This is a genomic window from Pedobacter flavus, from assembly GCF_036324285.1.
Taxonomy (GTDB): domain Bacteria; phylum Bacteroidota; class Bacteroidia; order Sphingobacteriales; family Sphingobacteriaceae; genus Pedobacter; species Pedobacter flavus.
In genome coordinates this window covers 768463-792045 of record NZ_JAZDQU010000001.1, presented here as the reverse complement: position 1 = coordinate 792045, position 23583 = coordinate 768463, and the positions used below count along the sequence as shown (strand labels likewise).

The following is a 23583-nucleotide window of genomic DNA, read 5'->3' as shown; positions in this document are numbered from 1 at the left end:
ATAAATAAAACTTATAGTTTTATAACCATGACATTGGTTCAATTAGAATACATAATAGCGGTTGATACATATAAAAGCTTTTTAAAAGCATCGCAAACTTGCTTTGTTACACAGCCTACGCTGAGTATGCAAGTTCAAAAACTTGAAGATTTTTTAGGTGTTCAGATTTTTGATCGCAAAACTTACCCTATTACAACTACCGAAATTGGTACTCAAATTATTAACCAAGCGAAAATTGTATTAAGTGAGAGTGGAAAGATAAAAGAATTAATTTCTAATCAACATCAAGAAATTGAAGGCGCCCTTAAAATTGGAATTATTCCAACTATAGCCCCCTATTTATTACCTGAAGTGATTTCGGTGATGATGAAAAATTATCCGAAACTAAAATTATCTATTTGGGAAAATACTACTTCAGAAATTATAAAATCACTTAAAAATGGCATCATAGATTGCGGAATATTAGCTACTCCATTAGAAGACGAACAAGTTATAGAAACTCCAATTTATTATGAGTCTTTTGTAAGCTACATCAACAAAAACAATTCATTATTTAATAAAGACTTAATAAAAACGGAGGATTTATTAAATGAACATATTTGGTTGCTTAATGAAGGTCATTGTATGAGGGCTCAAGCATTAAATATTTGTGGAATTTCTAAATATAAGGATCAGGGTTTAGAGTATAACTCTGGAAGTATAGATACATTAATAAAAATGGTTGATCTTAATGAAGGATTAACGCTTCTTCCAGAAATGGCATTAATGGAACTGGATAAGAAGCAATTAACAAAAATTAGAAAGTTTACTTCACCAGAACCTGCCAGAGAGATAAGCATTGTAACACACAAAAACTTCATTAAAAAGAGAATGTTAAATGCCTTGAAGGAAGAAATACTGAAAATTATTCCTGCTCACATGAAAATCAACAAGAGCAAAAATGTACTTCTACCGGAATAAAAAAAGGGGCGTTAATTAAAATTATCGCCCCTTTTCACTATACTATTAAAAGCAATTATTTTGCTTTTTTATACAACTCAGCTACTGCATCCCAATTTACTACATTCCAAAAAGCAGCAATATAATCCGGGCGTCTATTTTGGTATTTCAGATAATAAGCATGCTCCCAAACATCCATACCTAAAATTGGAGTTCCTTTAACTTCAGCAATATCCATTAATGGGCTATCTTGATTAGGTGTTGAAGAAACAACCAATTTTTTATCAGCACCCACTGATAACCATGCCCAACCAGATCCAAAACGAGTTGCTCCTGCTTCAGAAAACTTAGTTTTAAACTCTTCAAAAGAACCAAAAGCAGCATTAATAGCGTCTAATAGTTCCCCTTTTGGAGCTCCACCCTTTCCTGGTGCAATTACAGACCAAAATAAACTGTGGTTATAATGTCCACCACCATTATTTCTTACTGCCATTGGATATTTAGAAATGTTTTTAACGATGTCTAAAATATCTGCATTTGCTTCAGGTTTTCCTTCTAAAGCTTTATTTAAATTAGTTACGTATGCTTGATGATGTTTGCCATGGTGAATTTCCATAGTGGTTTTATCAATATGCGGTTCTAATGCATCAGTTGCGTATGCTAACGCAGGTAATTCAAAAGCCATAATGTTTATATTTTATTTAAAACTATATTTTTATTCACAAATATAACAATCCAATATTAAGTTTGTTCAGCCTATTGTCACCTATTTCTCTTATTCTGAAAAAATGTCTGCATCAGTTTAACAGCCTCTGCCTCCAATATGCCTCCCTTAAGCTGAGTTTTAGGATGAAGTGCCTCTCCTGCCTTTGATAAAAACCCACGTTTAGGCTCTCTTGCGCCATAAACAATTCTACCTATTTGCATCCAATAGCTCGCACCTGCACACATTACACAAGGCTCGACAGTTACATATAAAGTACAATCTTGAAGAAATTTTCCTCCCAACGTTTGGGCTGCCGCTGTAAAAGCCTGCATTTCTGCATGTGCTGTTACATCCTTTAGTCGCTCGGTTAAATTATGTCCTCTTCCAATAATTTTCTGTTGAGAAACTACAATCGCCCCAATCGGAATTTCACCTTCCGAAAAAGCCTTTTCTGCCTCCATCAATGCCATTTTCATGAAATGTTCATCAACCTCAACTTCGCTAAGCTTCTCAAAACTATATATACTCATATCAATTTCTCTCCATTTGGAACTAAGCTATCCACAGTTGCTATTACGATTTCACCTGTAGAATCCTTAAATCCAGTAAGCAAAAACTCAGATATAAAATTTGCAATCTGTTTTGGAGGAAAATTAACGACCCCCAATATTTGCTTCCCAATTAATTCGTTTTTGCTATAATTCTTGGTAATCTGTGCACTGGTTTTCTTTATCCCCAATTCTCCAAAATCTACCGTTACCTTATAAGATGGATTTCGAGCTTGTGGAAATTCTTCTACCAATAAAATAGTTCCGACTCTAATGTCTACTTTTTCAAATTCAGACCAAGTTAATGTATTCATAATTTCAAATCTACAAAACATAATCACAAAAGTTATTAGATAAGCTTTCTACCCACTTTAGATTACTGTATCTTTGGGTTATGGTAAAAGTGACCTTAAAAAAAGGAAAAGAAAAGGCTGCCTGGCAGAGACATCCATGGATATTTTCTGGAGCAATTGATAAAATTAAAGGAAAGCCTGTTGATGGCGATTTAGTGAATGTTGTAGATAGTAAGGGCGAGTTCTTGGCTAAAGCATTTTACAATAGCCATAGTAGAGTTGCATTACGATTAATAGAATGGGATGAAAGCATAGAAATTAATGAAAATTGGTTCTATGAAAAAATTTCTAAAGCCGTAAATGCGAGAAATTATTTAATCAATGAAGAAACAAATACATGCAGATTAATATTTAGCGAGGCCGATTTTTTACCTGGCTTAATTGTTGATCGTTATGCGGATTACCTTGCGGTTCAAATATCAAGCTCTGGAATTGAACAGCACCAATCAACAATTATTAAAATTCTAGCTGAAATTTGTAAACCTCAAGGCATTTTCGATAAAAGCGATGCCACCGCAAAATCGCATGAAAACTTAGAAGGTGGTCAAGGATTGCTTTGGGGTAATTTGCCTCCAGAGTTTATAGAAGTCAAAGAAAATGGCATAAAATATCATATCAATATTATAGAAGGGCAAAAATCTGGATTTTATTGTGATCAGCGGGAAAACCGGGAAATCCTGGCAAAATACACCGCCAATAAAACAGTTTTAGATTGTTTCAGTTATAGTGGTGGATTTACCTTAAATGCACTTAAACACAACGCTAAGCACGTTACTTCTGTAGATAGCTCTCCACTTGCTGTACAAACATTAAAAGAAAATTTAGCCTTAAATCAATTTGCTTCAGACAAAGCTGAAACCATTCAGAATGATGTTAACAAGCAATTAAGGGTGTTTTTGGAAGAAAAAAGAACTTTCGATGTAATTGTTCTAGACCCACCAAAATATGCGCCTTCTAGAGCTGCTATGGATAGAGCCGCAAGGGCATATAAAGACCTAAATAGATTAGGTATGCTACTACTAAAATCTGGCGGACTATTAGCAACTTTTTCTTGTTCGGCCGCTGCTGATTTAGAAACTTTTAAACAAATTATTGCATGGGCTGCTTTAGATGCAGGTAAAGAAGTTCAATTTATAAAACAGTTTCATCAACCTGAGGATCATCCGATTCGATCTTCATTTCCTGAAGGAGAGTATTTAAAAGGTTTGTTGGTAAGAATAGTATAAAAAAAATCCGGATTAATTAATCCGGATTTTTCATTTAGTTTAATTCTGTTTCATCAGGAACATTTCTCAACTTAACAGGAGCAGTATCTTTTTTCTTCATTTTTAAATTAAGCATTTCCACTAATACTGAGAATGCCATTGCAAAATAAATATACCCCTTAGGAATATGGCGGTCAAATCCTTCAGCTATTAAAGAAACTCCAATTAACAGTAAGAAAGATAAAGCAAGCATCTTTACCGTCGGATGTTTATTTACGAATGAACTTATTGCACTTGCAGATAACAACATAATAAGTACCGCAATAATTACCGCAGCTACCATAATTTCTATATGATCAGCCATTCCCACAGCCGTGATTACAGAATCTAATGAAAATACAATGTCTAGAATTAAAATCTGAAAGATTACTCCAGTGAAACTATGAACTTTTGGATTGCCACCAGAATCCGAATCATCGCCTTCTAGTTTTTGATGTATCTCATGTGTACTCTTATAAATCAAAAATAATCCACCTAGAATAAGTATTAAATCTCTACCAGATATGGCTAGTTTAGCTACCCATTCTGCGTCAGTTAAACTTAAAACAGTTGCAAAATTAAACAGCGGCTCTGTAAGTCGCATTATCCAACTCAGCGACAACAGCAACAATACCCTGGTAATCATAGCCAAGGCTAAACCGAGTTGCCTTGCCTTCTTTTGTTGATTCTCTGGCAATTTGCCAGATAAAATTGAAATAAATACAATGTTATCTATACCTAATACTATTTCTAGTACAGTTAATGTTAATAGAGAAATCCAAGCCTCTGGGCTACTTAATAGTTCCATAAAAATAATTTATCTAAAAATATGAAAAAAGCCTGTTGAAAATCAACAGGCTTAAATTTTTTTTAAAAAAATTATTTTAAAGTCAGGCTACCATACTCCGCTTTTATAGAAACTGAACTGGTCCCTCCGTTCCCAATTTGTCCTTGAAACACCTTGGTATCGCTATTTTCGCTGATTTTACTCAACCTATATCTTCCAGAATTTAAACTCGTATAACGAGTAGTAACATCTAAATCCCCAGAAAAAGCACTATCGAACCCTAACGAAACCGATGTATAATTGGTTACAACATCTAATTTTTTAACAGAAGAATATACCTTGTTTACATTTACCTTATTATAAGTAGATTTAATTACGGCATCGCTTTTTAAATCATTTATATTTACACTTACATATTGAGACGACAATTGAAGTCTATTAATAATGCCAATATTTAGCACATTATATTGTTGGCGAATAATTGCATATTGCTTAACATGTCCGATATTAACAGAAGAATATTGCGCATTTAAATCTAAATCCTCTACAGTTCCAATTTTAATATTATTAGCATATTGAGCTTTTATCATAGCTTTACCCTTAATATTAGCAATGTCCGCACCTGCATATTGGACAGATAATGTTAAATCATCAACATCTAAAATATTCACTGCTTTACCGTATTGCTGACTAATAGTAGCCTTAGTTACATTTTTTAGATTCACATTTCCGTATTGTACACTAACAATATTATTTGAACTATTTAAATCTTCAGCATTTAAATTACCATACTGAACTTTAAAATTTGTAGGGCCATTAAAAGTCAAAATGTTTATATCGCCATAAACCATAGTGGCAGCTAATGCCATGCTCGAAGGCATGTAAATTGTATAATTAACATTTAATTGACGTTGAGAAATTATTTTCCCATTGTTAAAAACACTTCCAAAACCTCGAGATGTTTTCTCTATTTGAGTTTTTATAGATACTGCGTCACTAACTTGAGACTCTAAAATTGAAATTCCATTAATTAGATCTATTGCATCTTTTTCCCTGTTGCTAGACGCCTTCATTTCAACTTCGGCCTTAACTTCATTCTTATCCCAAGTCTTTATAGTAATTTTCCCATAAGTATTGGTCAAATTCAACTTACTGTTTTTTGAAACAGAATAAGTTTTACTGAAAAATTTGGTTTTCACATAATCGTTATCATCAGTTGATGAAATAAATTCGTTTTGAACATCAGCCGCAGCTATTGTAACTACTTGAGTAAAGCCTTGTGTTACCATCAAAACAATCCCTAACCCTAATAAAATTGACTTTTTCATAATGTTGTGTGTTGTGTCTTTAATTCGCTTATTTGATTTAGAACCATTAATTGCTGTCTAAGTGTTTGTAACTGCATTTCTCTATTTCTAATCATCGCTTTTACTATCGTCTCTTTATTTGGAGAATTAGCAATCTCTGATTGTAGTTTTTCATATGCTGCATCTAGCATGACCAAATCGTTACTAAAGTTTTGAATTAATACGGGGTCTACATCTTTAAAATGCTCTAAACTATCTTTCTTTTCTTCTATCAGATTTATGAAGCGGTTCTGCTTTTCCGCATATGCTGGATTTATGGCTGCAATTTGTTGACTAGTCGCTACATTTTCTTTATTTGCAAAAAGCCAGACGCTAAAAATTATAACCACTGATGCCGCTGCGCTTATCCAAAGCCTAAGGTTAATATGCTTCTTTGGCTCTTTTTCATCAAGCTTAGACGATATCTTATTCCATAAATCTTCATTCGGCTCAAAAACATCCAAATCTTGACGGTTCTCTCTAATAAAATCTTCTAATTTATTTTTCATCTCACTATCCCTTTCTTATGTAATATATTTTTCAACTTAATTTTTGCTCTTAATAATTGTGTTCTGCTTGTGTTTTCACTTATTTTTAAAATATGACTAATCTCTTCGTGATCATACCCTTCTAACAGGTACAAACTCAAGACAACCCTATAACCATCGGGCAATTCTAAAATAGCTTTCCTTATTTGATCTACTTTATATTCTGTATCATCGTCATTTATAGAGGTCGATTCATCAACTACATCTATATCTTCTGTACTTACAAATTCAACTTTTCGCTTTCGTAAGTAGTTTATTGATTTGTTTACAACAATTTGTTTCAACCATAACCCAAAAGTTGATTCTTGTCTGAAGTCTTTAATACGAGAAAAAGCGTCCAAAAAAGATTCCTGCAAAACATCTTCTGCCTCTTCTTCGTGATTTAAAATCCTCATAGAGATATTATACATTGCCTTTGAGTACAATTTATAAATCTCATACTGTGCAGACCGTTGACCCTCTTTACAGGAGTTTATTAAAACGGCATGCTTGTCAATATATACTGTTTCCAAATTTTTAGGTTCTAATTAATAGACGTAAGTATAATTTAAACGTTGCATAAAATAATTTTTTTTAAATATATGAGCTAATTTAACGCTGATGATATTCAGAAATTTAGGTAATTTTGCAAAAAATTATTGAAATGTTAAGATCAAATACCTGCGGAGAATTATCTATAGCCGATTTAGGAAAAACAGTACAATTATGTGGTTGGGTACAAAAATCACGTGATTTAGGAGGGATGACTTTTATAGACTTAAGAGATCGCTACGGAATTACTCAATTGGTGTTTAATATGGATGACAACCCAGAATTGTGCTCCAAAGCGAGAACTTTGGGCAGAGAGTTTGTTATCCAAATAGAAGGTTTAGTTATAGAACGTTCAAATAAAAACCTAAAAATTCCAACTGGAGAGATTGAAATAAAGATTTCTAAGATGGATTTATTAAACGCTTCTAAAATTCCTCCATTTTTAATTGAAGACGAAACAGATGGCGGCGATGATCTTCGAATGAAATATAGATATCTGGATTTAAGAAGAAATCCAGTTCGAAATAATTTAGTGTTGCGACATAAAATGGCGCAAACAGTAAGAAGATATTTAGATAATTTAAACTTTATTGAGGTTGAAACTCCTGTTTTAATTAAATCTACTCCTGAAGGAGCGAGAGATTTTGTAGTGCCAAGTAGAATGAACGCAGGTGAGTTTTATGCACTTCCTCAATCGCCACAAACCTTTAAACAGCTTTTAATGGTATCTGGTTTCGACAGATATTTTCAGATTGTTAAGTGTTTTAGAGATGAAGATTTACGTGCAGATAGACAACCAGAGTTTACTCAAATAGACTGTGAAATGTCTTTTATAGAACAAGAAGACATTTTAAACATTTTTGAAGGCCTTATTCGTACTTTATTTAAAGAAGTAAATGGAATTGATTTACCTCCTGTTCAACGCATGCAATATGCTGATGCAATGAAATATTATGGATCAGATAAGCCCGATACACGCTTCGGGATGAAATTCGTTGAGCTAAATGATGTTGTAAAAGGCAAAGGGTTCCCAGTTTTTGATCAAGCTGAATTAATTGTTGGCATTAAGGCAGATGGTTCTGCAAACTATACAAGAAAACAATTAGACGAATTAACTGAGTTTGTGAAAAAGCCACAAATTGGAGCTTCTGGTCTTATTTATATGCGCCATAACGATGATGGAACATTAAAATCGTCTGTCGACAAGTTTTTCTCTCCAGAACAGTTAGAAGAATGGTCCAAAGCATTTGATTCTAAAGCTGGCGATTTAATTTTAATCCTTGCTGGCGAAAAAGATCGCGTAAGAAAACAATTAAATGAGCTTCGCTTAGAAATGGGCACTAGATTAGGGCTAAGAAAAAAAGATGATTTTGCTGCATTATGGGTTTTAGACTTCCCGCTTTTAGAATGGGACGAAGAGTCTAAGAGATATCATGCTATGCACCATCCTTTTACTTCTCCTAAGCCAGAAGATATAGCATTACTAGATACAGACCCAGGAAATGTTCGTGCTAATGCCTATGATATGGTTTTAAATGGAACAGAAATTGGTGGAGGTTCAATTAGAATACACGACAGAGACCTACAATCGCTAATGTTTAAACATCTAGGATTTAGTAAGGAAGAAGCTCAAAAACAATTTGGGTTTTTAATGGAAGCATTTGAATTTGGTGCACCTCCACATGGTGGAATTGCATTTGGATTCGATAGACTTTGTTCTCTATTTGCAGGATTAGACACCATTAGAGATGTGATGGCTTTTCCTAAAAATAATTCAGGAAGAGATGTGATGATAGACAGTCCATCAACAATTGATCAGAAACAATTGGATGAATTGGCTTTGAGTATAAAAAAATAGAGGGCTAATAACCCTCTATTTTTAAATTTTAATATGTTTCACTATCTGGAGGAATCCCATAATCTTTTTCAGATTTATCTTTACGTGATTTAGAAGATAACCATCCTTTAACCTTGTCAAATAATCCAGTTAACTGATCGATATCAAATTTACTACCAATTTTATTTGAAACTAATCCTATAGCAGCTTTTGTTAAAAAGCCTGACCCTCGGAATATTGTTTTATTCAATAAAAATGGTAAAATCAACGACATGGCTTTACCACTTAAATTAAGCTTATCATCTGCTTTATCTAAAGCATCAAAACTAAAAAGGCTTTTAACAAGATTAATAGGTCTATATTGATCAATATATTCCTTCGTATTATTTATTAATTGCGTTTCTTGTTCTTCATATTTCGCTTTTAGCTTAACACGCTCTAAATGCAAATCACTTAAAGAATTAATGTGTCTATAATCCCTTTTCATTTTCCGCTTCCTCCGAATGCTTTTTTAAGTACTTTCTAATTATCGTATTTACTATACTCTTTTCTATGTACTTGTCCTTTGTTAAGAACACAATAAATGCAATAAACAAATAAATTAAAGAAACGCAACCAAAACCTCTGGTATAACTCCCTAATATATCTGAGAGAAAGAAAGCTAAGGTTACTGAACCAAATAAAAAGGCCAAAATACCAGAAATAATAAAAGCAACTTGTGTTACTAAATCAGCGAATAGTCTTGACACTTTTTCAAGTGCCACCAGCCTTAAATACTCGATTCTATTATCAAGATATTCTTTTGCCTCGTTCAGCAATCCATTTATAGTTTTTTCTTCTTCCCCCTGCATAATATTATATAATTATACTTTTCTAGTTTCGTCTATTAAGTCTTCTGCAGTGCTTAATTTTGATTTAACAGCATCAACAATTTTATCTTTTAAGCCATTAATGTTTTCCATTTCATTAGAAGCTCTTTCTTTAATTGTGTCCCCAAGATCTTTTAAACTCTGACCTAATTTATCTCTAGTCTCGCTTCCCTTATCTGGTGCAAATAAAATTCCTAAAACTGCTCCTGCAGCTAATCCGGCTAATAAGCCAACCAATAGTTTAGAATTATCGTTCATGTCTTTTTTATTTTAATATATACGAATGTTATGTTTTAAACCTTTCATTATCTGTTATTGTTTTCATTTTTTCTAATCTGCCAGATGCCAAAGTACTTGTTTCGTAAATTTTAACCAACAAAATGAAATAAGAAATTAATAAAGGGCCAAAAACTAGCCCCATTATACCAAATAATGGTAAACCTATTATTACCCCCAAAACGGTAATAATAGGATGAATATTACCAATACGCTTTGCTATTATAAATCTTAATACATTATCTATATTAATAATTACAATAAAGCCAAACAATAGCATTGCCCAACCTTCGAAAGAATATCCATCAATAATTTTAAGAAATGCCGCTGGAACAAAAATAATTGGCGGCCCCAGAATTGGCACAAACGAAATAAACATTGCTACCACTCCCCAAAATATAGGATCATTATAGTCTAAAACAAAATATGCTAAACTTAATAATCCCCCTTGAACTATTGCAATTAGGCCTTGTCCTACTACATTAGCAAAGGTTATATTCTCTAATTCAACAGCAAATTTCAAAGCATTTTGAGGTCTAAATGGAGAATATTTTATGAGTGCCTTTTCAAAATCAACCCGTTGAACCAGCATGAAATAAGACAAAAAATATACGATTAAAAGGCCCAATACAATATCAACGGCCCCCGACAATAAAGATGGAAATAACCCTGTAGCATAATCTCCAATTTTATTTAATCCGTCTTCCAGGTATAATTGAATATTTCCTTTCCCTGGAAACATTTCTTTTAATTTAAATAGTATGTTTTTAAAATATATCTCATCATTCCTTAATTCACCTATTTTATTGATTACCATATTACTCAAGGCATAAAATGGTAACACAATAACTAGGAACGATAAAAACAACAATAAAACAGCTATAAATCTTGCGTTTAAATTGAGTTTTTCTGTGAAATAAATAAAAGGGGGTCTAAGTAATGTAAACAGAACTAATGTACTTAATAGTGCTCCTAATATGCTTTGTAGCGAATAAATTAATACACAGCCTAATAATAAAATTATTATTAAGGTAATGTTATTTCGCTGTTTAAAAGAAAAAACTGACATATGGAATCCACTAAGAATACATATTAATTCCTAAAATGTTTATCCATATTACATTAAAATTTTTACATTTCCTAAAAAAGTTAAAATAATAATGACGAAAATTTATAATATCAATTAATTTCCTTTAAAATTAGGCTTTCGTTTATTTAGAAATGCGTCTACTCCTTCCTTAAAATCTTCCGTTCCAAAACACTCGCCAAATGATTGAATTTCTACATCAAATCCATCAGCCGAGCTATAAGCGTTAACTGCCTTAATTGCTGCTTTAATTGCGGTTGGTGAGCGCTGAACTATTTTAGAAAAGATTTCTTTACACTTATTTATTAACTCGTCTTGAGCTACGACATAATTTACCAAACCTAAACTTTCTGCTTGTTTAGCATCGATCATATCAGCAGTTACAATCATTTCGATTGCTTTACCTTTTCCAATTAACCTTGGTAATCTTTGTGTTCCTCCATAACCAGGTATTAAGCCTAAAGTTACTTCTGGGAGTCCCAATCTAGCATTATCACTTGCCACACGCATATGTGCAGACATAGCTAATTCTAATCCTCCACCTAATGCGAAACCATTTACAGCTGCAATTACTGGCTTAGGATAATTCTCAATTAAATTAAATACAGAATCCTGACCAATTGCCGCTAATTTCTTTCCTTCTTCAATAGAATAGTTACTGAATTCACTAATATCAGCGCCAGCAACAAAGGCTTTAGATCCCGCACCAGTAATTAATACACCTAAAACCTCTTTATTATCAACATTAGAATTTAAGACTTGTGCAATCTCTTCTAATGTCGATTTATTTAATGCGTTTAATTTTGCTTCTCTATTTATCGTGATAAATAAAATTTGATCTTCAATATTTACAAATAAATTCTGGTAATTCATTCTAAAAATTTCTATTTTCTTTAACCCAATTATTAATATATTCCGAGATCGACGACATTGGTGTCCCAGGAGGAAATAATGTTCCTACACCTAATTCGTAAAGTTTTTCCATGTCTTTTTCTGGAATTATTCCTCCGCCAGTTAACAACACATCATTCATTTCCTTTTCTTTCATTAATGCAATGATTTTTGGAAAAACAGTCATGTGTGCCCCCGATAAAATTGAAACGCCAATTGCATCCACATCTTCTTGCAAAGCTGTATTAACAACCATTTCAGGCGTTTGTCTTAACCCAGTATAAATTACTTCCATACCAGCGTCCCTAAGCGATGTAGCAATAACTTTCGCTCCTCTATCGTGTCCATCTAATCCAACTTTTGCAATTAAGACCCTTATTGGACGATTAAATTCTGTATTCATATTTGCTTAAAAGAGATAGTAAATGTATATATTTTATAGCTTTTATTTAGTATCAGAACTAAAAACACCTAAAAATGTTGCTAATGTTCGTAACTTTAAGCCACAATAATTATAACATTATGAGCGAAGAGCGGTCATTAAACTTTATAGAAGAAATAATTGAGCAAGACCTTAAGTCAGGTAAATACAGCACTTTAGTTACTCGCTTTCCTCCAGAACCCAATGGTTATTTACACATTGGACATGCAAAAGCTATTTGCTTAAATTTTGGATTAACGAAAAAATATGGTGGCTATACTAATTTAAGATTCGATGATACCAACCCCGTAACGGAAAAAACTGAATATGTAAATAGTCAACAGGAAGATATTAAGTGGTTAGGATTTGAATGGAAAAACGAATTGTATGCTTCAGATTATTTTGAGCAATTATTTGAATACGCAGTAATTCTAATTAAAAAAGGATTAGCCTATGTTGATGACAGCACTGCTGATGAAATAGCTGCTAATAAAGGTACACCTACTATCCCTGGAACGCCTGGTCCTTCGAGATCTAGATCTATTGAAGAAAACTTAGATCTATTTAATAGAATGAGACAAGGAGAATTTGAAGATGGAAAATATATTTTAAGAGCTAAAATTGATTTGTCGAGTTCAAATATGTTAATGCGCGACCCTATTATTTATAGGATTAAACATGCGCCTCATCATAGAACAGGAAATAAATGGTGTATTTACCCAATGTACGATTTTGCTCACGGACAAAGTGATAGCATTGAAAATATAACGCACTCCATTTGTACATTAGAATATGTAGCACATAGAGAGTTGTACGATTGGTTTATCGAAAAACTAGAAATATTCCCTTCAAAACAATACGAATTTGCTCGCTTAAATCTTACTTATACCGTTATGAGTAAAAGAAAGCTTATGCAGTTGGTAAATGAAAATATAGTTGCAGGATGGGATGATCCTCGTATGCCAACCATTAGTGGATTAAGAAGAAGAGGATATACCCCACATAGTATCAGAGAATTTTGCGATAGAATTGGAATCGCAAAAAGAGAAAATTTAATAGAATTAAGCCTTTTGGAATTCTGTATTCGTGAAGAATTAAACAGAACATCCGATCGAGTAATGGCTGTTTTAGAGCCGCTAAAATTAACCATCACCAATTATGATGCTGATAAGAGCGAAATATTATTAGCAGAAAATAATCCGGAAAAAGAAGATAAAGGCGGAGTAAGAGAAGTTCCATTCAGTAACGAATTGTGGATTGAGCAGGAGGATTTCATGGAAGAACCTTCGAAAAAATGGTTTAGATTAGCTCCAGGCGCATTAGTTCGATTAAAAAACGCATATATAGTTAAATGCGACGAAGTAATTAAAGACCAAGACGGTAAAGTTATTGAACTTAAATGTTCTTACATTCCTGAATCTAGAAGTGGGTCAGACACAAGCGGATTACATGTAAAAGGCACCATCCACTGGGTAAGTGCAAAACATGCAAAAACGGCTGAAATAAGAATTTACGACAGATTATTTACAGTTCCTTCCCCTGATTCAGAAGAAGGAGATTTTAAAGATTATTTAAACCCTGACAGTTTAAAAATCATTAAACAAGCCTTTATAGAGCCTTCATTAATGAACGCCAATGAAGGTGTTGGTTATCAGTTTATGAGAAAGGGCTATTTCTGTTTAGATAAAGATTCTACTCCAGAAAAACTAGTGTTTAATCAGACCGTAACCTTAAAAGAAGGCTTCACAAAAAAATAGATTATAAATACTTCTTGTATAAGTTGAATAAGATTTTTTTATCTTCTTCGCTTAATACAGGAAGTAAATCTTTTTGTACGAAATGTCTTTTAAAAGCAACTATTGCAGCGTTTAAATCCTTAATATCATAACCTATAATCCTCAAAGCAATTGCAGGATCAAAGTTTTCTGTTGGGGTTTCTAATACATCATCATACCAAAGTCCGTACCCTTTTTCTGCAAATAATTTCCATGGAAAATTTGCCGGATCGGGTTTTCTAGTTGGCGCAATATCCGCATGGCCAATAAAATTTGCGGTAGGAATTCCGTATCTCTTTTTTAATACTTCACAAAGTTTTAATAAACTTTCTATTTGGGCATCGGTATAAGGTTCACCTAAACCATTATTATCTATCTCAATTCCTATTGAAGAGGAGTTTAAGTCTGAATTATTCCCCCATTTACCAATCCCAGCATGTTGTGCCCTCAAATAATCGTTCACCATTTGAACAACGCGCCCATCAGCACCCACAACATAATGAGAACTAACGGCCGTTCTGGTTAAGGTAAAAGTTTTTAAAGTTTGCTCCGTTGATTCCTGTGCTGTATGATGTAGAATTACAAAATTAGGTTTTCTAATTCCAAAGTTTACAGACCCTACCCAATCAATTTTCGATGGATCTGATAAATCTAAATATTGGTTTACAGGAGGCGTGGCCGCAATGGTTTTGGAAAATTTCTTTGCTTGCTTTTTATAAACTTTATTCGTTGATGCGTATTGATTTGTTGAACAGCCAATCAAACCTACAGATGAAACTAGTATTGTTCCCAAGTAAAGAATTATATTTTTTCCCATTTTCTTTTAATAAATGATGCCAAATTACAACAATTTGAATATTTAAACAGTTATAATCCTAAGTAAAGTATTAATTTAATATTTTAGCATCATAAATTTTACACAATGCATTTAAAATCATTAAACAAAACCTTATTCGCTTCAATGTTAATCGCTGCGAGTTTACAATCGTGCGGTGAAAGAAATTCAAATAATATCGCTTCAGATATTATAAAAAAAGATTCTTTAGAACAATACGCTGCGGATCGATTAGCGACTTATGAAAGAGTTAGGTTAACCACTAATCTTAATGATTTAACGCCAACAGATCGTAAAATCTTGCCTTTATTAATTCAGGCTGCCGACATAATGAATGAGCTGTTTTGGAAACAATCTTTCCCAGAAAAAGACAGCATATTGCCTACAATCAAGGATGATAAAACTATAGCCTTTTTTAATATTAATTATGGCCCTTGGGATAGACTAAATGACAATAAACCATTTATAAAAGGAATTGGCCCTAAGCCCGCTGGTGCTGGTTTTTACCCTGTAGACATGACAAGCGAGGAATTAGAGCAATCTGATTTGAAAAATAAATTTGACCAATATTCTTTAATTAAACGCAATGCTCAAGGAAAATTAGAATCAGTTCCTTACCACGTTGCATTTGCGTCTGAATTACAGCGCGCATCTTCATTATTAAAACAAGCTGCATTATTAGCAGAAGATCCAGGATTTAAAAAGTATTTAACATTAAGGGCAGATGCTTTAGTTACTGATAAATTTACAGCAAGTGATATCGCGTGGCTGGAAATGAAAAATAATACTTTAGACATTATAATCGGTCCAATTGAAAATTATGAAGACAAATTATTTAATGCAAGAACAGCTTATGAAAGCTATGTATTAATTAAGGACAAAACTTGGAGCAAAAAACTGTCAAAGTATGTTGCTATGCTGCCAGCAATGCAAAAAATGCTTCCTGTTGATGCAAAATACAAGAAAGAAACACCAGGTACCGATTCAGAATTAAATGCTTATGATGTAGTTTATTATGCTGGCGACAGTAATTCTGGATCAAAAACCATTGCTGTAAATTTACCTAACGACGAAACTATTCAACAAGAAAAAGGAACCAGAAGAAGTCAGCTTAAAAACGCAATGCAAGCAAAGTTCGACAAAATTCTAGTGCCAATTGCGCAAGAGTTAATTCATCCAAACCAATTGAATATGGTTAATTTTGATGCTTTTTTTGCCAATGTAATGTTTCATGAGGTTGCCCATGGCATGGGTATTAAAAACACAATTAATGGCAAAGGAACCGTTAGAAATGCGTTGAAAGAGCAATCTACTTGGTTAGAAGAAGGTAAAGCGGATGTATTAGGTTTGTTTTTAGTGAGCGAAATGATAAAAGCAGGTGAATTAGAAGGCGATATAAAATCTTTCTATGTTACTTATATGGCTGGTATACTCCGTTCTGTTAGATTTGGTGCCGCATCTTCACATGGCAAAGCAAATATGCAATGCTTTAATTTTTTCAAGGATGCTGGAGCATTTACAAGAACAGCTGATGGAAAATATGAAGTAAACTTCAATAAGATGCCTCAAGCAATTAAAGATTTAACCGCAAAAATATTGAAATTACAAGGTGATGGCGATAAATTAGGCACAGAAAAAGCTGCGAAGGAACAAGCTATCATTTTCCCTGAATTACAAAAAGATTTAGAAAAATTAAATGCCAAAAAAATACCCGTAGATATTGTTTTCGATCAAGGCGTTGATGTTTTAGGAGTTAGATAGTATCGCTATTTATCTCCTTTTTAACAATTTCTTCTAAATCTTGAATATCAAAAGGCTTAGACAAGTAGTTATCGGCGCCGGCTTGGGTGGCTAAATTGCTTATCTCACTATTAGCCGAAAAATAAACCACTGGAATATGGTTTAAGAGTTTATGCGTTTTAATGGCTTTTGTTGCTTCAATCCCCCCTAAATCTGGCAACCAATTATCCATTAAAATTAAATTTGGCATAAAACTTATAACTTGGGCTATAATATCATTAGAAGTGGTGGAGGTTTTAACTGAATACCCAGCCTCTTCTAAGATTAGAGTGCATAAATCTAGAATTTCTTGATTATCATCGAAAATAAATACTTTCTTTACTTCATTCTCCATTAATACTTATTTAAAGCGTTTAGTTTATCTGCTATAGATTGTGGATTTACTAATATAGGTTGTTTTAACAATTTTATAGCTTGCTGGGGCATGTATTTAAAATTTGTGGAGTCTGGATTTTGAATCCAAACTTGTCCGCCTTTCTCGGAAATGTATTTCACGCCCAGCGCACCATCATTATTAGAGCCTGAAAGTAGAATTCCAAGCAATTTATTTGAAAAAACCTCACTCGCAGATTGAAAAGTAACATCAATAGATGGCCTGCTATAATTCATTTTCTCAGAAAAATCTAAAGAAAACGATTTATCAGCCTCAATTAAAACATGATAATCAGCAGGAGCTACATAAATAGTATACTTTTCTAGTTTCATTTTTTCTTCTAGGTCAACTACTTTTAATAAAGTTTTAGAGCTTAAGATTTGGGAGAGTTTAGAATTTGGGGAAAATTTCCTGTGAAAGATAATTACGATTGGGAAATCTATATTTTCAGAAAGCGCTGGGAGTATTTCTAAAATAACATTTAAACTTCCGGCAGACCCACCAATAAAAACCGCTTCCACTGAATTATTCATTTCTAGATTTCCTCCATATTTTATGTTCTCCAATTTTTTTATATTTCTTGTTTATAGGAGAAAACTCTATGGTTTCTTTAGTTCCAAGACACAAATAGCCTAAGTTTTCTAAACTATCATCAAATAATTGTAGTGCTTTATATTGAAGGGGCCTATCGAAATAAATAAGGACATTTCGGCATAATATGAGTTGGAATTCATTAAATGATCTGTCAGAAACCAAATTATGCGTAGAAAAGAGAATTTTGCTTCTCAACTCGTCCTTAAATTTAGCTAAGGTATAATTAGCAGAATAGTAATGTGAGAAATCTTCTGGTCCACCAGAACGCATATAGTTCTCCGAATAAGTTTTCATTTCACTTAATGGAAATAATGCAGAGGCTGCCCTTTCTAAAACTGCTGCATTTATATCTGTTGCATAAATTAAAGACTTATGTAAAAGATTTAGCTCTTTTAACAATATTGCAATTGAGTAAGCTTCTTCACCAGTAGAACAGCCCGCTAACCAAATCCTAATAAATGGATAAGTTCCAAGGCTTGGCAGAATATTTTCACGTAATTCTTTGTAGAATTCCGGATCTCTAAACATCTCAGTAACATTTACAGTTACCTCTTCAATAAACCTTAAAAAATAGTTAGGATCTGTTTTCAGCATAAACCTAAACTCTGAAAATCCAACATGCTTATCGAGATTATACAACCTTACAATTCTTCTTTTTATTGATGCTGAAGAATAGCCTGTAAAATCATATCCATAGACCTCTAAGATATCGTCTAGAAGTTCATTTATCTCATCATTTTCAAGTGTATTCACTAGATTAGTCTATCCATTTAGAAATAATTTTCAACAACTCATCTATGTTTACTGGTTTCGATAAATAGTCTGATGCTCCAGCATTCAAACATTTTTCTCTATCACCTTGCATGGCTTGAGCCGTTAGCGCAATTATTGGTATTTGTTTAATTGGTTCTTTATGCTTTATTATAGAAATTGCCTCATAACCATCTAATTCTGGCATCATCATGTCCATAAAAACCAAGTCGTAATCCCCTTCTTTTTCTAATATTTCAATTCCATTAAGTGCATCTAAGGCCGCACTACTTTTAAAACCTTTAGATTTCAATACAGCCTGAAGCGCAAAAATATTCCTACTATCGTCGTCAATTATTAAAATTTTACCCTTCATTACTTTAAACTAATTATACAACCAAACTCTTAATAAAGAAATTAATTGGTCTATATCAACCGGTTTTGAAATATAATCTGATGCCCCAACCGCTATGCACTTCTCCCTATCTCCAATCATTGTTTTTGCAGTAACTGCAATTATTGGCAATTTTATATATTCAGCCATAGAACGAATTACCTTAATACTTTCATATCCGTCCATCTCAGGCATCATCATGTCCATCAAAACCAAATCTACATTTGCATTTTCCTTTAATTTATTTACAGCTTGTTTTCCATCATTTACTGCAATAACATTAACCTTATGTTGTTCTAATGCCTTAGTTAAAGAATAAATATTCCTCACATCGTCGTCCGCAATTAAAATAGTTTTCCCTTTTAAAACTTCCTGCATCTGACCAAATTTTACTGTAGATTCTTTTTCTTTAATATTTTCTTGATGTTCTTCTACTAAGTGTAAAAACAAACCAGCTTCATCCAAAATCCTTTGATAAGAGTGAGCTGTTTTTAAAACAATTGAATCTGCATATCGTTTTAATTTTATTTCTTCGGCTTTGGATAAATTCTTACCTGTAAATATTATAATTGGTAAATGCTCAAGTCCTTCTATCTTTTTAATCGTATCTAAAGTTGTATAGGCGTTTTGATCTGGAATACCCATATCTAAAATCACACAATCTATCTCATTTTGAGTTAATGCTTCAATGCTTTGGTTTACATTACTCACAACAGATGTGGATATATTATTATGGCTTAAATAATGGCTTAACGCTAACGCATGCTGCTTATTCTCTTCTATAATTAATACCTTTTTTGGATGTTTACTTAGAACATTTTCTAATTTTTCGAATATTCTTTCCATCTGCTCTAAGGCTATTGGCTTATTAATAAAGTCGACCGCACCTTTTTTTAAGCTTTCCTTTTTAACTTCCAATGACGACATCATATGAACAGGTATATGCCTTGTTCTTGCATTCGATTTTAATTTTTCCATTACTTGCCACCCATCCATTACTGGAAGTTGTAAATCGAGCAATATAGCCGTTGGCTTATATTGTAGCGCCAGCTCAATCCCTTGATCTCCACGAACAGCAACAATCCCTTTATATTTTCTTTTCCTTGTAAAATCTAATAGAACTTGGGCAAAAGCTGTATCATCTTCAATGATTAGAATAACAATATCCTTTTCCTGAATATTATCTCTATCGTCATCTAAATCTTTAGGTACTTCAGTTACAATTAATGGGTTAGTTTCCAACGATTCTGGCTCGGCATTTTCTATCTTTTCTTTGTTTTCATGAACCTTAGGAAGACATAAAGTAAAAGTACTACCTATTCCCTCTATACTTTCTAACTTAATATGCCCACCCAGCAACTTAGCTAATTCTCTACTTATTGATAAGCCCAGTCCTGTACCTCCAAATCTTCTCCTTGTTGAACCATCTTCCTGCTGGAATGCCTCAAATATTAAACTTTGCTTATTCTCGGCTATTCCTATGCCGGTATCTTTAACCTTAAAACTCACATAATTTTCTTCATTTTCTACAGTAAGCGTTATTTTTCCCTTCGAGGTGAATTTAATGGCGTTGGATAATAAATTCTTTAAAATTTGGTCCAACCTTAATCTATCTGTCTCAATAACTGGATTTACCAAATCATCAATTTTCAATTCTAAATCAATCTTCTTATCATTTGTTAATGGTCTAAATACCTTCTCCAAAGAATTAACCACCTCGTTCAATTCTACAGGTTCAATCTCAATTTGCATTTTACCCGCCTCAATTTTAGATAAGTCTAAAATTTCATCTATTAAAGTCAGCAAGCCTTGTCCAGAGCTTTGAATAACAGAAGCATACTCTACATATTCCTTATCTAGTTCCTCATTATCTGCCATTAACCTACTCAACAACAGTATAGAATTTAATGGTGTTCTCAGTTCATGTGACATATTAGCTAGAAATTCCGACTTATATTTAGTACTTAACTCCAATTGCTCGGCTTTGGATTGAATTTCCTTGTTACGCTCAGAAATAATCAAATTTCTTTCCTCTAATAATTCTGAACGTTCTTCCAATTCCCTGTTTGCTTGCAATAATTCTTCTTGCTGCGCCCTTAACTCCTCCTCAGAAGATTGGATTTTATGCGTTTGAGCTTCAAGCTCTGCATTCATATTTTCTAAAACTGTATGTTGCGACTGAAGTGCGATAGTTTGCGCTCTCGTTTCTTCTAAAAGCTCTTGCAAGCGCGCTCTATTTTGAGCTACATTTATACCTAAACCAATTAATTCTGAAGTTTGAGAAAGGAAATCAATCTGATTTTTTTCGAAAGGTTTAATAGATCCCAATTCCATAACCCCCATTGGTTTTCCATTTCTTAAAATTGGAATTATAATTACGTTTTCAGGGACAACTGCTCCTAATCCATAATTTATTTTAAGTTCTTCTACTGGCAGCTCTTTAATTATCTTTATTTCATTCAAAACAAAACTTTGACCAACAATGCCTTCTCCAATTTTAATTTTTTGAGGCAATACATTTAAATCGGCCGCTATAAATCCTTCTAAATTAAGGTCTTCTTTTTCATCTGCTAGATACATTGCTGCCACTTCGGCTCCTGTATGTTTTGTTAGACTAGATAATGCATCTACAATTAAGTGGTTTAATGCTTTTTCGCCAACTAATGCTTGATTAATTTCTGCAATACCCGTTTGCATCCATTCTTTATCGGCAATTAATCCGAATGAATATTGTAGCGATTCTGCCATGTCATTTAATGTACCCTCTAAACTTCCAAGTAAGTCAGAATCTCCTTCATCGAGCCTTATGTCATAACTTCCTTGAGCAATTCTTTTTGCAATTTTATCTACCGCTTCAATTCTGTTTGCGATTTCTTCATTTTTACGCTTTAAGGCATTTTGCAATTCTATTCTTTTAGAAGCATCAGTAGTTACTTTATTATAAAAATATATGGTGATTATAAACGATAATAAAGCGACAAAGATTATTAGATATGGCGTAAGTTTTGCAAACCTATCCATTGCTTCTGTTCTGGATTTCAACAAGGCAAACTCAATATCATTCATTTCATCCATTATCCGATGTGCCTCATCCATTAATTTCTTCCCTTCAAATAGATGATTAGAAGTTATTTCCAGGTTTTTCTTTTTGGTTTCAACGCCTATTTCCAGATAATGAAATCGCTCATTAATTACCTTTTGCAAATCATAAGTTAATTTTAAAAGCGATTCATTGTCTTGAACAAGACCTCTAATATCACTCATGGATTGTTTAATTCTACTCTTAGCTTGATTATAAGGATCTAAAAACGTTTCAACGCCCGACAACAAATACCCTCTTTGCCCAGTTTCTGCGTCTCTAATTGAAGAATATATCTCGTTCAAATTATTTAAAACATCATTACTGTGCTTAACCATATTTGCATTCTTCAATAAATTTTGAATGCTGATATATGAAGAAATAGATGAAATTGCCAAAAAGAAAATGGATATTCCAAGTCCTATTCTAATATTTTTCTTTATTGAATCTGAACTCATTGTTAGAATTTAAAATGATTAATCGTTTTCTAAAACGGGGATAATAAAATAAAACTCAGCGCCTTCACCAGATTTGCTTCTAACGCCTATTTCGCCATTGTGGCGATTTATAATTTCTGAAGAAATATATAGCCCAATTCCTAAGCCTTGGAAATGGACTGAAGTTTCATCTACACGATAAAACTTATCGAAAACCTTCGATAGTTGGTCTTCAGATATTCCTATTCCAAAATCTTTAACTGAAACATGAAGCTTATTGTTTTCTATAAAAGATTTAATCTCAATTTTATGCTGCCCAGGAGAGTACTTAATGGCATTGGTAATAAAATTAATTAACACCTGCTCTATCCTCATCTCATCCCCATATACTAAGCCTTTCGAAGAAATGTCGACAATAAATTGGTAATGCGGATTATTGTGTTGCAATACTTCAATTACATTTTCTAAAAGTTTTGCGATATCAAAATACTTCTTCACAAACACCATTTTTCCAGATTCCATTTTAGATATATCTAATAAATCTGTAATTAAATCGTTGAGTTTACTTAACTGTTGATTTGCTTTTTCAATATGCTTTTTTAAAATCGCTGGATTTCCTTTATCTATACTTCTTTCGACCAATTGAATATAGCCTTTAACACTCGTCAGAGGGGTTTTGAGTTCGTGACTGGCTATACTGATAAATTCATCCTTTTTGTGCTCTGCTTTCTTGCGTATTTCTATTTCTTCTAAAAGTTTTTCTTGCATTTCGTTAAGCTTTCTACTTTGCTCGTAGATTCTATAAAACGTCTTTACTTTTAATAAGATGATATTAATATCCGCGGGTTTGGTAATGTAGTCTAACCCACCCGAAGAATATCCTTTAGTAATAAATTTTGTGTCGGTATTGGCGGCCGACAGGAAAATAATGGCTGTGTCTTTTGTTTTACTAATACCTGATAATGCTTCGGCTACTTCAAAACCATCCATTCCGGGCATCTGAACATCAAGTATGATTAATACATATTCCTGTATTAAAACCTTTTTTAGTGCCTCTTCTCCAGAAGAAGCTGTATCTACTTCAAATCCATGCTTTTCTAATACCTTTTTTAGTGATATTAAATTATCAGGGGTGTCATCAACTATTAATATCATGGATTTCT

25 protein-coding genes are annotated in these 23583 nt (G+C 33.0%); 5 read left to right on the top strand and 20 right to left on the bottom strand.

Going from position 1 to position 23583, the window contains the following annotated elements; all coding sequences use genetic code 11:
• The first annotated feature begins 27 nt into the window (after window positions 1-27).
• Window positions 28-960, top strand: coding sequence for a hydrogen peroxide-inducible genes activator (locus tag VRU49_RS03700; protein ID WP_330145434.1), 933 nt, complete (start codon window positions 28-30; stop codon window positions 958-960).
• A 55-nt stretch (window positions 961-1015) separates the two neighbouring features.
• Here VRU49_RS03700 and VRU49_RS03695 read toward each other — a convergent pair whose 3' ends face one another.
• The 3 genes from VRU49_RS03695 to VRU49_RS03685 all read right to left on the bottom strand — a co-directional run bounded on the left by VRU49_RS03695 (window position 1016) and on the right by VRU49_RS03685 (window position 2507).
• Window positions 1016-1624 (bottom strand): superoxide dismutase, encoded by a 609-nt coding sequence (locus VRU49_RS03695; RefSeq protein ID WP_330145433.1) that lies wholly within the window; start codon window positions 1622-1624, stop codon window positions 1016-1018.
• 77 nt (window positions 1625-1701) lie between these two features.
• On the bottom strand, window positions 1702-2175 hold the full coding sequence (locus tag VRU49_RS03690; protein ID WP_330145432.1) for a nucleoside deaminase: 474 nt from the start codon (window positions 2173-2175) through the stop codon (window positions 1702-1704).
• Window positions 2172-2507, bottom strand: coding sequence for a tRNA-binding protein (locus VRU49_RS03685; RefSeq protein WP_330145431.1), 336 nt, complete (start codon window positions 2505-2507; stop codon window positions 2172-2174). Before VRU49_RS03685 ends, VRU49_RS03690 begins: the two co-directional genes overlap by 4 nt.
• A gap of 80 nt (window positions 2508-2587) precedes the next feature.
• On the opposite strand from VRU49_RS03685, the gene VRU49_RS03680 reads away from it, so the two are divergent.
• A complete protein-coding gene (locus tag VRU49_RS03680; RefSeq protein WP_330145430.1) occupies window positions 2588-3772 on the top strand; it encodes a class I SAM-dependent rRNA methyltransferase in 1185 nt (394 codons plus the stop codon).
• A 34-nt stretch (window positions 3773-3806) separates the two neighbouring features.
• Here VRU49_RS03680 and VRU49_RS03675 read toward each other — a convergent pair whose 3' ends face one another.
• The 4 genes from VRU49_RS03675 to VRU49_RS03660 form a co-directional block, all read right to left on the bottom strand.
• Entirely contained in the window at window positions 3807-4598 is a 792-nt protein-coding gene (locus tag VRU49_RS03675) for a TerC family protein (protein ID WP_330145429.1), read from the bottom strand.
• A 71-nt stretch (window positions 4599-4669) separates the two neighbouring features.
• The gene (locus tag VRU49_RS03670; protein ID WP_330145428.1) at window positions 4670-5905 is read right to left on the bottom strand and encodes a hypothetical protein; all 1236 of its coding nucleotides are present in this window, start codon (window positions 5903-5905) and stop codon (window positions 4670-4672) included.
• Window positions 5902-6432, bottom strand: a complete 531-nt coding sequence (locus tag VRU49_RS03665; protein ID WP_330145427.1) for a hypothetical protein — start codon at window positions 6430-6432, stop codon at window positions 5902-5904. Before VRU49_RS03665 ends, VRU49_RS03670 begins: the two co-directional genes overlap by 4 nt.
• Window positions 6429-6983 carry an RNA polymerase sigma factor gene (locus VRU49_RS03660; protein WP_330145426.1) on the bottom strand — a complete coding sequence of 185 codons (555 nt, stop codon included), beginning with the start codon at window positions 6981-6983 and terminating at the stop codon, window positions 6429-6431. The genes VRU49_RS03665 and VRU49_RS03660 overlap by 4 nt, the downstream gene beginning before the upstream one ends.
• 131 nt (window positions 6984-7114) lie before the next feature.
• Between VRU49_RS03660 and aspS the strand changes: the two genes are divergently transcribed.
• Window positions 7115-8860: an aspartate--tRNA ligase gene (gene aspS, locus VRU49_RS03655; protein WP_330145425.1), complete on the top strand. Its 1746-nt coding sequence runs from the start codon at window positions 7115-7117 to the stop codon at window positions 8858-8860.
• Between the two features lie 28 nt (window positions 8861-8888).
• Here the strand turns inward: aspS and VRU49_RS03650 are convergent, their stop codons facing one another.
• From VRU49_RS03650 to VRU49_RS03625, 6 genes are all read right to left on the bottom strand, one after another.
• Window positions 8889-9326: a hypothetical protein gene (locus tag VRU49_RS03650; protein WP_330145424.1), complete on the bottom strand. Its 438-nt coding sequence runs from the start codon at window positions 9324-9326 to the stop codon at window positions 8889-8891.
• Window positions 9310-9690 carry a phage holin family protein gene (locus VRU49_RS03645; RefSeq protein ID WP_330145423.1) on the bottom strand — a complete coding sequence of 127 codons (381 nt, stop codon included), beginning with the start codon at window positions 9688-9690 and terminating at the stop codon, window positions 9310-9312. Before VRU49_RS03645 ends, VRU49_RS03650 begins: the two co-directional genes overlap by 17 nt.
• A 12-nt stretch (window positions 9691-9702) precedes the next feature.
• Window positions 9703-9966 carry a YtxH domain-containing protein gene (locus VRU49_RS03640; protein WP_330145422.1) on the bottom strand — a complete coding sequence of 88 codons (264 nt, stop codon included), beginning with the start codon at window positions 9964-9966 and terminating at the stop codon, window positions 9703-9705.
• 28 nt (window positions 9967-9994) lie between these two features.
• Window positions 9995-11053, bottom strand: coding sequence for an AI-2E family transporter (locus tag VRU49_RS03635; RefSeq protein ID WP_330145421.1), 1059 nt, complete (start codon window positions 11051-11053; stop codon window positions 9995-9997).
• Between the two features lie 114 nt (window positions 11054-11167).
• Entirely contained in the window at window positions 11168-11944 is a 777-nt protein-coding gene (locus VRU49_RS03630; RefSeq protein WP_330145420.1) for an enoyl-CoA hydratase/isomerase family protein, read from the bottom strand.
• A 1-nt stretch (window position 11945) separates the two neighbouring features.
• Window positions 11946-12365, bottom strand: a complete 420-nt coding sequence (locus tag VRU49_RS03625) for a cobalamin B12-binding domain-containing protein (protein WP_330145419.1) — start codon at window positions 12363-12365, stop codon at window positions 11946-11948.
• A gap of 119 nt (window positions 12366-12484) precedes the next feature.
• On the opposite strand from VRU49_RS03625, the gene VRU49_RS03620 reads away from it, so the two are divergent.
• Window positions 12485-14140: a glutamine--tRNA ligase/YqeY domain fusion protein gene (locus VRU49_RS03620; RefSeq protein WP_330145418.1), complete on the top strand. Its 1656-nt coding sequence runs from the start codon at window positions 12485-12487 to the stop codon at window positions 14138-14140.
• A gap of 1 nt (window position 14141) precedes the next feature.
• Here VRU49_RS03620 and VRU49_RS03615 read toward each other — a convergent pair whose 3' ends face one another.
• Window positions 14142-14975, bottom strand: coding sequence for an N-acetylmuramoyl-L-alanine amidase (locus VRU49_RS03615; protein WP_330145417.1), 834 nt, complete (start codon window positions 14973-14975; stop codon window positions 14142-14144).
• Window positions 14976-15080: 105 nt separating this feature from the next.
• Here VRU49_RS03615 and VRU49_RS03610 point away from each other — a divergent pair, with 105 nt between their 5' ends.
• Window positions 15081-16754: a DUF8614 domain-containing protein gene (locus VRU49_RS03610; protein WP_330145416.1), complete on the top strand. Its 1674-nt coding sequence runs from the start codon at window positions 15081-15083 to the stop codon at window positions 16752-16754.
• Here VRU49_RS03610 and VRU49_RS03605 read toward each other — a convergent pair.
• Genes VRU49_RS03605 through VRU49_RS03580 form a run of 6 tightly spaced genes read right to left on the bottom strand, consistent with a single transcriptional unit; the run spans window position 16747 to window position 23575 of the window.
• Complete coding sequence (locus tag VRU49_RS03605; RefSeq protein WP_330145415.1) at window positions 16747-17127, bottom strand: response regulator; 381 nt, start codon at window positions 17125-17127, stop codon at window positions 16747-16749. The two genes, VRU49_RS03610 and VRU49_RS03605, sit on opposite strands and share 8 nt — an antisense overlap.
• Complete coding sequence (locus tag VRU49_RS03600; protein WP_330145414.1) at window positions 17127-17699, bottom strand: chemotaxis protein CheB; 573 nt, start codon at window positions 17697-17699, stop codon at window positions 17127-17129. Before VRU49_RS03600 ends, VRU49_RS03605 begins: the two co-directional genes overlap by 1 nt.
• Window positions 17692-18513, bottom strand: coding sequence for a CheR family methyltransferase (locus VRU49_RS03595; protein WP_330145413.1), 822 nt, complete (start codon window positions 18511-18513; stop codon window positions 17692-17694). The genes VRU49_RS03600 and VRU49_RS03595 overlap by 8 nt, the downstream gene beginning before the upstream one ends.
• A 4-nt stretch (window positions 18514-18517) precedes the next feature.
• Window positions 18518-18886, bottom strand: a complete 369-nt coding sequence (locus VRU49_RS03590) for a response regulator (protein WP_330145412.1) — start codon at window positions 18884-18886, stop codon at window positions 18518-18520.
• A 9-nt stretch (window positions 18887-18895) separates the two neighbouring features.
• On the bottom strand, window positions 18896-22441 hold the full coding sequence (locus VRU49_RS03585; protein WP_330145411.1) for a response regulator: 3546 nt from the start codon (window positions 22439-22441) through the stop codon (window positions 18896-18898).
• An 18-nt stretch (window positions 22442-22459) separates the two neighbouring features.
• Window positions 22460-23575 carry an ATP-binding response regulator gene (locus tag VRU49_RS03580; RefSeq protein WP_330145410.1) on the bottom strand — a complete coding sequence of 372 codons (1116 nt, stop codon included), beginning with the start codon at window positions 23573-23575 and terminating at the stop codon, window positions 22460-22462.
• Between the last annotated feature and the right edge of the window lie 8 nt (window positions 23576-23583).